The sequence below is a fragment of the Pseudoalteromonas sp. KS88 genome (genome assembly GCF_004766475.1).
In the GTDB taxonomy this organism is placed as follows: Bacteria; Pseudomonadota; Gammaproteobacteria; order Enterobacterales; family Alteromonadaceae; genus Pseudoalteromonas.
In genome coordinates this window covers 60,596-75,087 of sequence record NZ_PYHV01000031.1, presented here as the reverse complement: position 1 = coordinate 75,087, position 14,492 = coordinate 60,596, and the positions used below count along the sequence as shown (strand labels likewise).

Sequence of the window (14,492 nt, the reverse complement as noted above, 5' to 3'; positions counted from 1 at the left end):
TTTACTCTGGCCAATCTTGCAACGCTTTAATACTAAATTGATAGCCATCGAAACTTAATACACTTTGTTCTGGGGTTATCTCTAACACTTCAATATCATCTAAACTATCACCTTCATACAGTTCACGGTTGTTAAGCTTGATCCAACGCTTCTCAACGGACGATGAATAAATATGTGCCTGATATTTAATATTAGGTAGCAAAGCTAATAAGCCGTCTGGTAGTAGCTCAATAGGCTCTGCATAAGAAGAGTTTCTTGTTGCTTGGGTAACTTGATTGGTCGTGACTGTTTCAGTGTCTTTAATTGCTTGGGCAAACGCATTTTTAAGCTCACTAGGCACAGTCTCTAACTCATCGTCACGCTGCGGTACTATTTGGTTCGTTGAATTTGACTGCTCAATGGGCTTTCCAAGCACCTTATATTGGCTTAAATCAATATCTCTTGAGCGTGTATTTATTGGCTGTGATTGTGCAAACTGTTGAGGTTGAGCGTATTGCTGTGGCTGTGAATACTGCTGCGGCTGAAACTGAGCTGTAGGGGCATTAATCACTTGCTGATACCCATTTGGAGTTTGGACTAAAACAGTTTGCCCTTGCGAGTAAGTTGGTACAGCATTAACAGGCACTTGGACCCATTGATACTGTTGAGATTGGTTCGCGTAGCCTTGGGCCATCACAGGCTGCTGTGAATTAGTAAACTGTGCGGGTGCAGTTTGAACTTCTTGCGGTACATTCTTAGGCAATGTATCGCTGCTCTTTTGCACGCTAGAAACGTCTTCATTCGGCTGAATCACTTTTTCATCAGTTGCTGATAACTCTTTAAGGCTAGGCTCTGACGCACTATCTGTTGGAATACTCTTAGTCTGAAACCACTTACCAATTGAAAAGCCAGCCACTAAGGTCAGCGCTAAAGCCAACAGTAAGCCAAGTGACATTGCGATTAAGCGATACCTTTTTAGCTCTTGTTGTTGTTTAATTTGTTGAGCATTTTGATCAAAAGCAGATGCTTCATCATGATGCTCGGATTGTTTTAATGCATCTAATAAAAACGACATAATTCACCACGACTAAAAAATAAACGACAAGCCAACACCGGCGCCTAACACTGTTATAAAAACGAAAGGTATTAAAAGCTTACTGGTTTTTGCTTCACTTTGAACTTCACTTTGCAGTACGCTTGGCGGCAACGCTTCTTCTGCTGAACGCATCACAATTTCACTATCAATGACCATAACTTGTTTAGAAAACGCTCCCATTAAGCAACGCTCGCATAGTAAGTTAACTAACCTAGGAATACCTTTTGTAACAACATAAACAGTTTTTAATGCATCAGCCGAAAACATCGCACGTTCACAGCCGGCAACATATAAACGATGTTTGATATAAGCAATAGTTTGCCCCTCGGTCAGCGGCAATAAATGGTACCGAGCAGTAATACGCTGCGCTAATTGCCGTAATTCATTGCGCTTAAGTAACTCTTGTAACTCTGGTTGACCGACTAACACTATTTGCAGTAACTTTTTATGGTTGGTTTCTATGTTGGTCAATAACCGCAGTTGTTCGAGTACATCTGGTGCAAGTAGCTGTGCTTCATCAATCAATAGTATCGTGTGACCACCCGATTCATGATTAGCCTCTAAATGCTTTTTTATTGCATCAGTTAAGGTTTTTAGTGTGGCATTGACGCCATCATAATTAATGACAAGTTCATCGCAAATACTGGCTAACAACTCTAGCTGTGATAATGCCGGGTTATGGATCATTGCCACTTGCGTATTCTCAGGCAGTTGTTCTTGCAAGCTACGAATTAGGGTTGTTTTACCTGTCCCTACCTCGCCTGTAAGCAATACAAAACCACCCGCCTCGCCTAAACCATAGGTAAGGTGAGCTAATGCTTCTTTGTGGCGCTCGCTTAAAAATAAATATTGTGGATTTGGCGCGATTGAAAACGGTTTTTCCGACAAGCCAAAATAGCTTAAATACACCCTGAACTTCCTTACTGAGTAAATCTGCGCCTATAATGGCAAAAAAATGCACTAAGTGAAAACCTTGTTAGCGTTTTATTACTTAAATAACGTAAAATAACCTAAACAGGTTAACTCTAGGCGTGACTATGGAAGTTTATTTAGTGGGTGGTGCAGTGCGTGATGAGCTGCTCGGACGTAAAATTAAAGAACGTGATTATGTTGTTGTTGGTGCAACTGCAGATCAACTTTTACAGCAAGGCTTTGTACAAGTCGGTAAAGATTTTCCTGTTTTTTTACACCCAAAAACCAAAGAAGAATATGCACTCGCTCGTACTGAACGCAAACAAGGTCAAGGGTATACCGGGTTTACTTGTGAGTTTTCAGCAGATGTTACACTTGAAGATGACTTACGCCGACGCGACCTTACAGTTAATGCCATCGCAAAAGCTGACGATGGCAGCTTAATTGATCCATACAACGGTAAACTAGATTTAGACAACCGCATTCTTCGCCATGTATCCGATGCATTTAGTGAGGACCCACTTCGAATATTGCGTGTTGCTCGCTTTGCAGCTCGTTATCATTACCTTGGTTTTACTATTGCTGATGAGACCAAAACGCTATTAAAAAACATGATTTCTCAAGGTGAACTGAACACTCTTACACCAGAACGTATTTGGCTTGAATGTGAAAAGTCGCTCAGTGATGGCGCTTTTGCTGAGTTTTTGCAAACGCTTTACAGCCTTAATGCTCTTCCTTCTATCAGCAACGCATTGGCTTCATTGTGGACCTCTGATAAATACCAGCAAATCAAAGCCCGCTATGAGTATGCAAACAGTCAAAAGGTGACTGAGCTTAGCTTACTATTTTGCCAAGCCACCAGTGATTTATGCCGTGACTCAATAATCACACTAGCGACATCAATTCGGGTGCCAAATGATGTTCGGGATATGGCGCTCTACTTGCAACAACACCTCGCAACCCTTAAAGATGAACAACTTAACAGCAGTGAATTACTGGCACTTTGTAATCAACTTGACCTATGGCGCCGACCAGAACGATTCAGTGCTTTATTAAAAGCAGCAGAGATTGCCAATTGCGGGCCATTAAAATGGCAACACACTCTAGTAAGTGCTACTGAAGCAGCTAAAAAAATTAGCCCGCAACAGTTTATTGCTCAAGGTATTAAAGGTGCTGATATAAAAACCGCGCTAGAACAAGCGCGGTTAGACATGTTTAAACAACATTTAAATCAGGTTTAGTCCTCATATCGCACCAAGCGAAGGTAAACGTTAGAAGTTTTAGCATGTAAACTGTTAAGGCCTCTGTCGAATGTGTATACCCAAGCAAAGCCGGGGTCAATAACGCCCGATGTACTCGTCCAATAGTTTTCACTTTTATTCCCTTTGAAAATAACCTCATTGATACTTGGAGTTACACAACTGTGCTCTAGAATACTTGCTAGCTCTTTATTATTCGGTACTTGCCAATCATCATGATTTGCTGTGCGGTCGTTAACCGACGCTCTTAAAGCTTCTTGCCACGAGGTTTTAATTGCGCTATTTGTACAGCTAGTGGTATCAGCATCATAGCTTTGCCCGTAACTACAAGTTTGCCACATTAATCCTGTCACGCTATCGCTCACGGTGCCATCATTGTTAAGTGTAAAACGCGCTGTGGATGTTGTTTCAGGCACCGTGCTGTAACACGTTTGCGCAGCCAAAAAGCTTGGGCTTAAAAGTAGTATGCTCGCAAATAATGTTTTCATTGTGACGCCCCCGCTGTTCTAACTAAACGTACAAATGCCGTTTCACTCTTAGGATAAGCTAAATCATTGCCATCGCTCATATCTATTATATATGCCTGCGATAAACTAGTGCCATCTGCCGCTGTTTGCGAGGTCCAATAAGGTAAAAAAGGTTGGTTTACAAAAGCGTGCTGAGTAGGTGTATTAACAAAGTAATCATTATCAATTAGTAACGATTGCCCATGTTGAGAATAATCCAATAAAGTCATCAGCTCGGTGTACGTGGGGACTCGCCAATTAGTTCCACCACAATAATCTGAATTATTAACGGCATTAACATACTCTTGTAAACCACAATTCGTTGTTGCCGAGCATGTGGTAGTTGCACCTAGTTGACTACCACCTTGTACGCCGGTTTCTCCATTTAAATACCATGTATAGTGGTTCTGCCCTTCTCTGAGTGAGGTTGCGTTAGGTAAAGTGCCAGTGTTTGGGCTTTTAACTTCCCAAATTAGTCCTGTGACATTATCTCGAACGCAACTAAAGTTACTCGCATTGTCCGGAAGCTCATCGGCAAACTCATTTAACTTAGTAAAATCAAATGCTGAATCACCAGCGCCTACTTTATTGATATGCGTACTAACAACACTGTCCCGACCAACGGCTGCATCTTGGCGAGGAAAGTCAGGGCTGTCACATGCTATTTGTTGGGTATTGTTGTAGCACGTATTCACCCCTGTATCATTAATTAGACCTAACGGTTTAGATTCAATATTGATTTGTACGACATCGGCGTCTGTTCGACCTTTACTATCGGTCACTGTTACCTCAAAACTAAACGTATTAACAGCTTCGGTTTTTGGTGCGGTAAACGAGGTAATACATTGTTCTTGATTTGCTAAAGTAACACTGCCAACAATTTGTTCCCAATGACAGGAGAATGTTTCGGTGACGGTTTCACTTGCCGTCGCATCAAGCGTGACAAGTTCAACTTCATTTACAGTTTGATCAGCCCCCGCATTAGCAATAACCACTTTATCTGTTCTGTTTAATTTATGATTATATTGAATACTCGCTTCTCCCCCTTCATCATCAATGACGGTTAGCTGCCACACTAAAGTTGTGTTTACATCTAATAGAGGGTGAGAAAAACTGATGGTCTCATTATTGTAGCTATCGACCGCAACAGTTGGACCAGAGATTTGCTGCCAACGATAACTATTAATAGCACCATTTTCATCGGGATCTGATGACTCAGCACCGCTCAACGTAATGGTGTCTTTATAATCGGAAGGTAATTCTGCAGGCGCAATTTGTGTAACAACCGCCTCGGGTAGTTGGTTATTCGAGACAATATCAATCATAACGTCATCACTAACTAACTGACCGTCTGCTGTTTGGTAGTTAACCCGTAATAGTAGTTGGCTGTCCGTCTTTACATCTGGCGCTGTTAAGGTTTGTTCATCGCCATCAGCAGGTAACCCTTCAACAGCGGGCCCATTAATTCTTTGCCAAGAAAACGTTCCATTTGCAGGTGAGCCTATCGCTGTTAGAGTAAATTCGCTCTTCTCAATAACTTGCTGATCTATCCCAGCGTTGACCGATGCAGCCACATCGGGATTATCATTCCCACCACCTGAGCCGCCGCAAGCACTGAGCAAGCTAACAACAGGCAATAAAGTGAATAGAGCTCTCATGCAATGTTTCCTCATTTTCATCATACAGGTATATAGCACGCTTATTTAGGCTACATTCTTTAATTAGATAATAAGCAACAACAATGCCAGTTATGCAGGAGATTACATATAACTATCTTGATGGATACGTACAAATAGTTTTGTGCCAACTTTACTGTAATCTACTTTGTATTCTCGACCATCCAAGGCTTGTATGAATAGCAGTCGTTTTTCTTCACCGAATACATCAGCACTACTAATATATACCATATCGAGATAACGCTCTTTTGCTTCACGACGGTTTTTTGGCAGCTCTTCTTTGAATGGCTCTAAGCCATTTTGAGTCACTTTAATTTTAGGGTGAGTTTCAGAGTTTACGATCACTAAATCGAGTTTTTTTTCTTTGTGGATAATCGTATTTCTTCCACTTTTAATAAATGATCTATCTTGACTCATCGCATTATCCTACTGACGTCTATTTAGGCGTTCTTAGCCTTTAACTGAGATTGAATAAAGAGTTTGGGATTTTGCTGCCAACTGTTTAGGCCATGGCTAAAATCCCAAATACTTCTATCTAATACACTGGCAGGCAACAGCAAGTCATACCCTGTTAATTGCTGCAAATGTCGCATTCGATTTGCGAACATTGCAATTAATCCATTAAATTTGCGACCGTTTAAAGATGTATAATTATTGTCTTCTACCAACCATTCTGATGGGCAATGGCCATTTTTGCAATGTTTTTGAACAACCTGCATAAAAAGGTGGCGCTGTTCTATTAATAGTTTACCCGCTAGCCGCGGTGAAATATCCATTAAAAAATCATCCGTATCCCTAAGTTTAATGCCTACAGCATTTAACTCAAGGTATTCAAGTCCATGCTCCGCTTTTGGTATTCCGCTATGGTGCAGATTTTCCCTATTTAATGACCATGAACCATATTTATGATGATACGTAAGTAGCTGCTCTGTGATAATTAAGCTGTAAAATGGCTCTTGAGTCTTTAAAAAACCAACAAACACGGCAACAAGGCATACACTCACCAAGAAAATCTCTACTATGCTGATTAAACCAGGGCGGAGCAAATTAACCAGCATAATAAACACAAGGCCAAATGAGCCAACCAACAGAATTTCCATTCCGTTTTTTGAACCCTGTGAGCGAAGCTTTAAACATAACATTGCGTCTTTAACCATCATAATAAATCATATAAAAAACAAACATAATTATAGCCCAAATTACTAATTTACGAATTTTCCGACATCGTTCACAGCCAGTTTTCATCTTCATAGATGCAATTTATCCTTTGCAAAAAAGGGACAGCAAACGATTTTACGGCTAACTGACAGATTTCTGAGATACACGGGCAGTCTTTTTACGTCGTTATTTCGTACACTAGTGGTAATTAATCTTTCGGTATAAATAAGATGTATTCAAAGCAGTCAGGCAAAGCATTATTTCCATTTATTATCACAGTGTTGATCGGGTTGTGTGTATACCTTTATTTGCCAAGCAGCCAGGGTGAACAATTAGGTTTTAAACCAACAGCAACTAAAGTAACAGCTCATACGGTAACCACTCAAGAAAACCCAATCCTTATCGAGGCTATCGGGAGTGCCCGCGCTAATCAAGCAGTTTACATTAACAGCGCGCAAAGCGACTACATTACTGACATTTACTTTAATGACGGTGATCTCGTTGATAAAGGGCAAAGACTTGCCCAATTACAATCTCAACAAGAGCAACTTACGGTTAAAGAGCTTGCAATTAATTTACGCGAAGAAGAACGCCAACTTGCCAGGTTAACTGAGCTTTCTCGCTCTCAAGCCACCGCTAAATCATTGCTTGAAGAACAGTTATCTCGCGTTGATGCTACCAAAGCACAACTGCAAAATGCAAAAACTAAACTCGCCGAAATGACTATAACCGCACCGTTCTCTGGTGTTTTAGGTAAACGCCTTATTTCAGTGGGTGCCTTTGTAAATAATAGTACGATATTAACCAGTTTAGATGATATCAGTATAATCAAGGTTGATTTTAAAGTCCCAGAAAAATACTTAGCCCAGCTGGGACTTGGCATGAAAGTGATGACACAAAATGATGCCTACCCTGATAAAACATTTTCCGGTCAAGTAACTCACATAAGTTCACGTATAGATTCTGTTACGCGCAGCATTGAAGTTACTGCGAGCTTTGTTAATGAATCTGGATTATTACGCCCTGGTATGCTTTTGAAAACCGCCTTACAGTTAAGTACGAATAAAGCACTGATGGTGCCTGAAAAGGCTATTATCCCTCAGCAAGATAGACACTACGTGTTCCAAATAACCGAAGGCGTTGCTACAAAAGTAGAAGTTCATGTTACTGGCCGACACAACGGCTGGGTAGCGATTGATGAAGGCCTCAATGATGGTCAACAGGTAGTAACAGAAGGAATTATTAAAATTCGTTCTGGTAGCAAAGTCACAGTGAAGGGGTAAACAGTGAAAATTACTGATACCAGCGTCAAACGCCCTGTTTTTGCGATCGTTATTAACTTATTACTACTGACTTTCGGTTTAGTGGCATTTTCGATGTTACCACTGCGCGAATACCCAGATATAGAATCACCTATAGTGAGTGTAAGTACTAGCTACACTGGTGCGTCAGCTGAAATTATCGAAACCAAAATAACGCAAGTACTGGAAAACCGTATCTCAGGTATTGAAGGTATAAAAAGTATTAACTCATCGAGCCGAAATGGCCGTTCTAACATTACCATTGAGTTTAATATTAGCCGCGATATTGATGCTGCATCCAATGATGTGAGAGAACGTGTTGCTCGTGCGCTAGATAGTCTACCTGAGCAAGTACGACCACCCGAGGTGTCAAAATCAAACAGCGATGAGAGCCCTATCGCCTGGTTTGTTCTTAACAGTACAACCATGGACTCATTGCAGCTTTCAGATTACGCACAACGCTATATTGTTGACCGCTTAGCTGTTGTAGATGGTGTTTCTAATGTCCGAGTTGGTGGCGAACGTAAATATGCCATGAAAGTGTGGCTAAACCGCCAAGCAATGGCAGCGCGCGGTATTACTTCAAGTGATATAGAAAATACGCTTCGCACAGAAAACGTTGAATTACCAGCCGGTGAGATTGAATCTATCGATCGCGACTTCACTGTTCGTACAGCGCGTAGTTACAAAGACCAGCAAGACTTTAGAAATTTAGTCATTAAGCGTGGCGAAGATGGCTACTTAGTTCGCCTAGGTGAAGTGGCTGATGTACACCTTGAAGCCGCTGATGATGAAAGCCTATTCCGTGGTAATGGCCGAAACATGATTGGTTTAGGTATTGTAAAGCAAGCAAAAGCAAACACCTTAACCGTGGTTGATAACGCACGCGCTGAACTTGAAAAAATAAAGCGTAACCTGCCTGAAGGGACGACGATTGAAGACAGTTATGATTCTTCGATCTTCATCAAAGAGTCAATCGATGAGGTGTATCGTACTTTAGCAATCTCAATGGCATTGGTCGTATTAGTTATTTATCTCTTCTTGGGGAATATACGTGCAACGCTTATTCCTGCAATTACGGTCCCCGTAGCGCTTGTGGGTAGTTTTATGTTTTTACTCGCAATGGGTTACTCTATTAACTTACTAACCCTGTTAGCGTTAGTTTTAGCAATCGGACTCGTAGTGGATGATGCAATTGTCATGCTTGAAAACATTCACCGCAGAATAGAACTTGGAGAGCCACCACTTTTAGCTGCGTATCGTGGAGCCCGTGAAGTAGGGTTTGCGATTGTTGCAACAACCTTAGTGCTTATCTCTGTTTTTGTTCCTTTAGTGTTTATGGATGGCCGTATTGGCGCGTTATTCACTGAGTTTGCTATGGCCGTGAGTGCAGCTGTATTCTTCTCAAGTATTACGGCACTAACACTCTCCCCTGCATTATGTTCAAAAGTTCTTAAATCATCCGAAAAAGAGAGTAAATTCAGCCAAAAAATGGACCTCTTTTTTGGCAAAATTGAAAATGCCTACAGTAATTCATTGAGGTCAAATATGGCCCGAAAGTGGAGCTTAATACTCACCATGGTATTGGCTGGCTTAGCAAGCTTTATGCTTTATCAACAAGTGCCCTCTGAGCTAACTCCGAAAGAAGACCGAGGCACCTTTTTTATTATGATGAGTGGCCCAGAAGGTGCCAGTTATGAAAATAACGCCGCCAATATGGCGAAGATAGAAGATCGCCTCTTACCGTACTCTGAGTCAGGCGAACTAAGCCGCGTACTTGTGCGAGTTCCGGGCTGGGGTGGCAATGGTGGCGTTGCGATTATCGGCATGGCTGACTGGGATGAGCGCAAGCGTTCAACTTGGGAAGTGATGGGTGAAATTAGTGGCAAGATGAGAGAAGTCACTGACGTGCGCGCTTTTGCTATAATGCGCCGCGGCATTGGCGGTGGTGGCTCATCTCGCCCTATTGAGTTTGTGTTACAAGGCAATGACTACGCTCAGTTAGCTGATTGGCGTGACAGAATCATTGAACGAGCAGAGAAGAACCCGGGCTTGGTGCGTATTGATCATGATTACAAAGAAACCTTCCCGCAGTTTTTGATCAACATTGACAAAAATAAAGCCGCGGATCTCGGTGTATCAGTTTCTGATATTGGCCGCACGCTTGAAACCATGCTTGGCCAACGCCGTGCTACGACCTTTATTGACCGAGGTGAAGAGTACGATGTAATACTCAAAGGAACTAAAGCTGATTTTACCGACCCGACTGATATTTCAAATATCTATTTGAAATCACGTAGCGGTGAGTTGGTTCCACTCGATAGCATTATTAGCTTAAAAGAAGAAGCGACCGCATCGCGGTTAAACCGCTACAACCGTATGCGCTCAATTACTTTAAGTGCAAATTTAGCGGATGGTTATACATTAGAAGAAGCGCTTAATTTCTTAAACAAAGTCGCAGCAGAAGAAAACGACATAGACGGTGCCGTAGATTATAAAGGTGAATCTCAACTGTTTTATGAAGGCGCATCTGCCATGACATATGTGTTCATTTTAGCATTAACAGTGACCTTTTTAGTACTTGCAGCGCAGTTTGAGAGTTTTGTTCACCCATTTGTTATCATGCTTACGGTGCCTCTTGGCTTAGTAGGGGCACTATTTGGCTTATGGTATACAGGTTTAACCCTTAATATTTATAGCCAAATTGGTATTGTTATGCTGATTGGCCTCAGTGCTAAAAATGGTATTTTGATTGTCGAATTTACCAACCAACTGCGTGACAAAGGCGTTGAGTTTAGTGAGGCTATTGTTCAAGCTGCAACACAACGCTTACGTCCTATCATCATGACCTCTTTAACCACGGTTATGAGTTCAGTACCGCTAGTGTTAGCCAGTGGTCCTGGCGCTGAAAGTAGAATGGTAATAGGTGTTGTGGTATTTACAGGGGTCATTGTTGCGACCTTACTAACTCTGTTTATTGTGCCTGCGGCTTACTCTGCGCTTGCACGTAATACTCAGTCACCAGAGTTTTTACAACAAAAGCTTAATCAACAAGAAGCTGAAAAGCCGCTTAAAGAAATATAAGCAAAAGCGTTGAGCGTTGCTGCACTTTGCAGCAACGCTTCTCTCCTCTCCTTGCTCTATCTAATCTATGAAATAAAATCCTGCTGTTACCGTTCTTCTGATAGGCTAGAACATGTTAGCGATATAACGTTTTTGGGAGTAAACAATGAGCAAAAAAATTGAAGTAGCAACATTTGGTGGAGGCTGTTTTTGGTGTATTGATGCTGCTTTTCGCCGTGTAGAAGGCGTAATAAACGTAAGCTCTGGCTATACTGGTGGCGAAACAGATAACCCTACTTACAAACAGATATGCACTGGACTCTCAGGCCATGCAGAAGTTGTTCAGCTTGAATTTGATGTAAACCAAATAAGCTACAACACGTTATTAGAGATGTTTTTTACTCTGCATGATGCTACCCAACTAAACCGTCAAGGTAACGATGTTGGCACCCAGTATCGCAGCGTAATTTATTATCATGATGAGCAGCAACACGTACAAGCAACTGCAATGATCAATGAATTGCAGAAACAGATCCGTGAACCAATTGTTACCGAAATAAGCGCAGCAAGTCATTTTTACTCGGCAGAACAATACCACCAAGATTACTACAACGAAAATCCAAACCAAGGATATTGCAGTATATTGATTGCACCTAAACTTAAAAAGTTTGAGCAACTTTATGCTGATAAATTAAAGTAAATAAAGCTCGCCAAGTAGGTGGCGAGCTTTAAACTCAGTGCTAATTTTCCTTACTATTAGAACTGGTATTGGGCTCCAACAAACACACGACGCTCTGCGGTGTTGTAGTAATAAATTTCGTCATTTATATAATCGCCATCAACATCTTTACCATATGCATCAACGGCGCTGTAGCTTCTATCAAATAGATTCTCTACACGCAGCGACACAGTTAAGTTATCCGTTGCTTGATAATGACCCACTAGATTCCACAGCGTATAAGAAGGTAATTGAGTTAATTTACCACGGCGATCACCACGGTATTGCATTTCAAGGCCAGCATCAAATGCACCCCACGCTTTATTAAGCGACCAATTAATACTTTGCTTAGAAACATAAGTCAGCGATTCACCCGTTTGTGTATCATCAGCAGATAAATAAGTCATATTGAATGCGTGATCAAAGCCAAATACCTGTTGAATAAAGCTAAATTCAACCCCTTCATGGCGTGCTTGATTAATATTGGTAGGTACCCACTTGCCAGCTGCATTAGGTGCCCAAGCAATTTTATTCTCAATGTCACTTCTAAAAATTGCCACGTCTAAGCTGATGTCTTTCACGTTTAGTGATAAACCAATCTCTTGGTTATCAGAAGTCTCAGGGTTTAGGGCTGGATTGCCTGAACCTGGGTAGTAAAGGTCGTTAAACGAAGGTGATTTAAAACCTGTGCTTTGGCTCACTCTAAACGTTGCTATATCGTTTAGATGGTAACCCACAGCGGCTGTGTAAGTTGTTTCATTACCAAACTGCTGATCATCATCTTGACGGAGCGTTAAATTAGCAAGCACCTGCTCATCATCGTAATAAGCACCAGCAAAAGCTGCAAACACTTCACGGCTGTCTTTTAAATAACTGCCTGAACTTGTGTTTATTTGGTCTTTATACCAGTTTAAACCACCACTCAAAGTCAAAACTTGATTTAAAAAATATTGACCATTGTAATCAATTTGCTCACGCTCAGTTTCAAACTTATCAACAACCGTATCGCCGGTATAACTCACTCTTGAATCATCAGAGCTGTCGTTTGAAGTGGCAATATCGATCGAGTGGCTGTGGTTTTCAAACGTTTTTTTCCAGCCTAATGATGTTTGATAATTCTCAAATTCACCTTGCTCAACGGTACTGTCAGCGGGACTATAAGCACTGTCATAGCTAGCCTCCCCTTGAGCATACTGCCCCTGGGCTAAAAATGTACCTAAATACTCATCTTGATATGCGATATTAAAGCCGATGTTTTTATTTTCAAAACCATCTTCATCAGGCGCCAACCCTTGCAATACGTCAAAGCCATCGGTTTTTTCATACCCTGCGTTTAAAGCTATATCTACATCACTAAACTGCCCACTAGTTGCAAGTTGTAACTGTTTATAAGAATCGGAACCAGCAGTAAGGTCGATCGTCGTGTTTTGTGCTTTTCGGGTGATAATGTTTATTACGCCCGCTAGCGCATCAGATCCATAAACAGCTGCACGTGAGCCTTTTATTATCTCGACTCTTTCAATGCTATTAAGTGGAATATTATTAATACTCTTATAGCCAAGAGTAGCTGAGCCAGTGCGAACCCCGTCAATTAAGATAAGTGTATGGCGTGAGCTTGCGCCGCGTAAAGACAACCCTGCACTTTGACCAAAGCCACCATTTGCATTGATTTGAAAACCGGCTTCTTTTGATAACAAGCTTGGTAGGTCACGTACATAACTTGATTCAATGTCTGCACGGTCAATCACCGTGACACTGGCAAGTACATCATTAATGTTTTGTTCAAACTTATTAGCAGAAACCATAATATGTTCAATAGGTTGTTGTTCAGCAGACACTGAAAATGATAACGCAGCTGCGATAGCTACGCCTAAAATCGATTTGTTTAGCATGAGTTCCCCAAGCCTGTGCCCACCGCACACGCAAATAGTAAATTACTCCAAGGCCGGTCTCCGGACTCAGCGTGTGCTTAGCACTTGCATTACCGTTGCGGGGGCAGTGTTGGAGTTGCAGTCTTCATGGCTACTCACCAACTTCCCGATTATCTCACTAAAAATTTCAATACCTTGAAACCTATACCTTAATATTTAGTAAGCACCTTGGAAATAGGCCGTCATTGTGATGATTTTAGGGATAAATGTCAATGGACGGCTATACATCTAAATATTCTGAATTCAGGGTCATAGGTCCTGGGTTCTAGATTTAAAAAATCATCATAAGCTCCAAACTAAAAAAGCCAAACTACAATACTGTAGTTTGGCTTTTTCTAGCTCCTAGCAACCGAGCTTTTTAATCTCTAAAGTTTTTAAACTGGAACGGCTGACCTAACTCAGCGCTACGTACAACTTGCATGGCCTCTTGTAAATCATCACGCTTTTTGCCTGTTACACGTACTTCTTCGCCTTGGATAGCGGCTTGTACTTTTACTTTTGAGTCTTTAATGGCTTTGACTACTTTTTTAGCTACGTCTTTTTCAATACCTTGCTTAAGCGCGACATTACGAAACACGTTTTTACCTGCACGCGAAATATCTTGCAACTCAAGGCTTGATACATCCATTCCACGTTTTGAAATTTTGTTCGCTAAAATATCAAATAACTGTAGAACTTGTGAATCAGCTTCTGCTTTTAATTTGATGGTTTTGTCGTTAAGTTCAATTGATGCGTCAACGCCTCTAAAGTCAAAGCGGGTCTCAAGTTCACGTTTTGCATTATCAACCGCATTTTGTGCTTCGTTCATTTCTACTTCAGATACAATATCAAAAGAAGGCATTCGTCTCTCCTAACAAGATTTAAAAAATTAATATGCTTGGGATTATAACGCC

General features: G+C 41.3%; 12 protein-coding genes and 1 riboswitch. Of the genes, 4 read left to right on the top strand and 8 right to left on the bottom strand.

The features are described from left to right. Position 1: 1 nt before the first annotated feature. Together C7Y70_RS18295 and C7Y70_RS18290 are read right to left on the bottom strand one after the other, a co-directional pair. Positions 2 to 1,054: a general secretion pathway protein GspB gene (locus C7Y70_RS18295; protein WP_135476357.1), complete on the bottom strand. Its 1,053-nt coding sequence runs from the start codon at positions 1,052 to 1,054 to the stop codon at positions 2 to 4. A 12-nt stretch (positions 1,055 to 1,066) separates the two neighbouring features. Continuing rightward, positions 1,067 to 1,984, bottom strand: a complete 918-nt coding sequence (locus tag C7Y70_RS18290; protein WP_135476355.1) for an AAA family ATPase — start codon at positions 1,982 to 1,984, stop codon at positions 1,067 to 1,069. A gap of 128 nt (positions 1,985 to 2,112) precedes the next feature. Between C7Y70_RS18290 and C7Y70_RS18285 the strand changes: the two genes are divergently transcribed. Next, positions 2,113 to 3,228 (top strand): tRNA nucleotidyltransferase, encoded by a 1,116-nt coding sequence (locus C7Y70_RS18285; protein WP_135476353.1) that lies wholly within the window; start codon positions 2,113 to 2,115, stop codon positions 3,226 to 3,228. Here C7Y70_RS18285 and C7Y70_RS18280 read toward each other — a convergent pair. The 4 genes from C7Y70_RS18280 to C7Y70_RS18265 form a co-directional block, all read right to left on the bottom strand. Then, positions 3,225 to 3,734 (bottom strand): DUF1566 domain-containing protein, encoded by a 510-nt coding sequence (locus tag C7Y70_RS18280; protein WP_099295020.1) that lies wholly within the window; start codon positions 3,732 to 3,734, stop codon positions 3,225 to 3,227. The two genes, C7Y70_RS18285 and C7Y70_RS18280, sit on opposite strands and share 4 nt — an antisense overlap. After that, positions 3,731 to 5,410 (bottom strand): DUF1566 domain-containing protein, encoded by a 1,680-nt coding sequence (locus tag C7Y70_RS18275; RefSeq protein ID WP_099295021.1) that lies wholly within the window; start codon positions 5,408 to 5,410, stop codon positions 3,731 to 3,733. The genes C7Y70_RS18280 and C7Y70_RS18275 overlap by 4 nt, the downstream gene beginning before the upstream one ends. A gap of 102 nt (positions 5,411 to 5,512) precedes the next feature. Continuing rightward, the gene (locus C7Y70_RS18270) at positions 5,513 to 5,845 is read right to left on the bottom strand and encodes a hypothetical protein (protein WP_099295022.1); all 333 of its coding nucleotides are present in this window, start codon (positions 5,843 to 5,845) and stop codon (positions 5,513 to 5,515) included. Between the two features lie 23 nt (positions 5,846 to 5,868). Beyond that, the gene (locus tag C7Y70_RS18265; RefSeq protein WP_245321596.1) at positions 5,869 to 6,585 is read right to left on the bottom strand and encodes a DUF2982 domain-containing protein; all 717 of its coding nucleotides are present in this window, start codon (positions 6,583 to 6,585) and stop codon (positions 5,869 to 5,871) included. 231 nt (positions 6,586 to 6,816) lie between these two features. On the opposite strand from C7Y70_RS18265, the gene C7Y70_RS18260 reads away from it, so the two are divergent. From C7Y70_RS18260 to msrA, 3 genes are all read left to right on the top strand, one after another. After that, the gene (locus C7Y70_RS18260; RefSeq protein WP_135476351.1) at positions 6,817 to 7,869 is read left to right on the top strand and encodes an efflux RND transporter periplasmic adaptor subunit; all 1,053 of its coding nucleotides are present in this window, start codon (positions 6,817 to 6,819) and stop codon (positions 7,867 to 7,869) included. Positions 7,870 to 7,872: 3 nt separating this feature from the next. Next, positions 7,873 to 10,971: an efflux RND transporter permease subunit gene (locus tag C7Y70_RS18255; RefSeq protein WP_135476350.1), complete on the top strand. Its 3,099-nt coding sequence runs from the start codon at positions 7,873 to 7,875 to the stop codon at positions 10,969 to 10,971. A gap of 145 nt (positions 10,972 to 11,116) precedes the next feature. Continuing rightward, on the top strand, positions 11,117 to 11,650 hold the full coding sequence (msrA, locus tag C7Y70_RS18250) for a peptide-methionine (S)-S-oxide reductase MsrA (protein ID WP_135476348.1): 534 nt from the start codon (positions 11,117 to 11,119) through the stop codon (positions 11,648 to 11,650). Positions 11,651 to 11,706: 56 nt separating this feature from the next. Here the strand turns inward: msrA and C7Y70_RS18245 are convergent, their stop codons facing one another. Then, on the bottom strand, positions 11,707 to 13,560 hold the full coding sequence (locus tag C7Y70_RS18245) for a TonB-dependent receptor (protein WP_135476347.1): 1,854 nt from the start codon (positions 13,558 to 13,560) through the stop codon (positions 11,707 to 11,709). Between the two features lie 33 nt (positions 13,561 to 13,593). Further along, positions 13,594 to 13,752, bottom strand: a riboswitch (cobalamin riboswitch). A gap of 205 nt (positions 13,753 to 13,957) precedes the next feature. Then, positions 13,958 to 14,440 (bottom strand): YajQ family cyclic di-GMP-binding protein, encoded by a 483-nt coding sequence (locus C7Y70_RS18240; RefSeq protein ID WP_099295027.1) that lies wholly within the window; start codon positions 14,438 to 14,440, stop codon positions 13,958 to 13,960. Positions 14,441 to 14,492 lie beyond the last annotated feature (52 nt).

Excerpts from the sequence above, each read along its gene's own strand:
- C7Y70_RS18295 (WP_135476357.1), bottom strand. The coding sequence starts at position 1,054 with ATGTCGTTTTTATTAGATGCATTAAAACAATCCGAGCATCATGATGAA.
- C7Y70_RS18285 (WP_135476353.1), top strand. The coding sequence starts at position 2,113 with ATGGAAGTTTATTTAGTGGGTGGTGCAGTGCGTGATGAGCTGCTCGGA.
- C7Y70_RS18280 (WP_099295020.1), bottom strand. The coding sequence starts at position 3,734 with ATGAAAACATTATTTGCGAGCATACTACTTTTAAGCCCAAGCTTTTTG.
- C7Y70_RS18275 (WP_099295021.1), bottom strand. The coding sequence starts at position 5,410 with ATGAGAGCTCTATTCACTTTATTGCCTGTTGTTAGCTTGCTCAGTGCT.
- C7Y70_RS18270 (WP_099295022.1), bottom strand. The coding sequence starts at position 5,845 with ATGAGTCAAGATAGATCATTTATTAAAAGTGGAAGAAATACGATTATC.
- C7Y70_RS18265 (WP_245321596.1), bottom strand. The coding sequence starts at position 6,585 with ATGGTTAAAGACGCAATGTTATGTTTAAAGCTTCGCTCACAGGGTTCA.
- C7Y70_RS18260 (WP_135476351.1), top strand. The coding sequence starts at position 6,817 with ATGTATTCAAAGCAGTCAGGCAAAGCATTATTTCCATTTATTATCACA.
- msrA (WP_135476348.1), top strand. The coding sequence starts at position 11,117 with ATGAGCAAAAAAATTGAAGTAGCAACATTTGGTGGAGGCTGTTTTTGG.
- C7Y70_RS18245 (WP_135476347.1), bottom strand. The coding sequence starts at position 13,560 with ATGCTAAACAAATCGATTTTAGGCGTAGCTATCGCAGCTGCGTTATCA.
- C7Y70_RS18240 (WP_099295027.1), bottom strand. The coding sequence starts at position 14,440 with ATGCCTTCTTTTGATATTGTATCTGAAGTAGAAATGAACGAAGCACAA.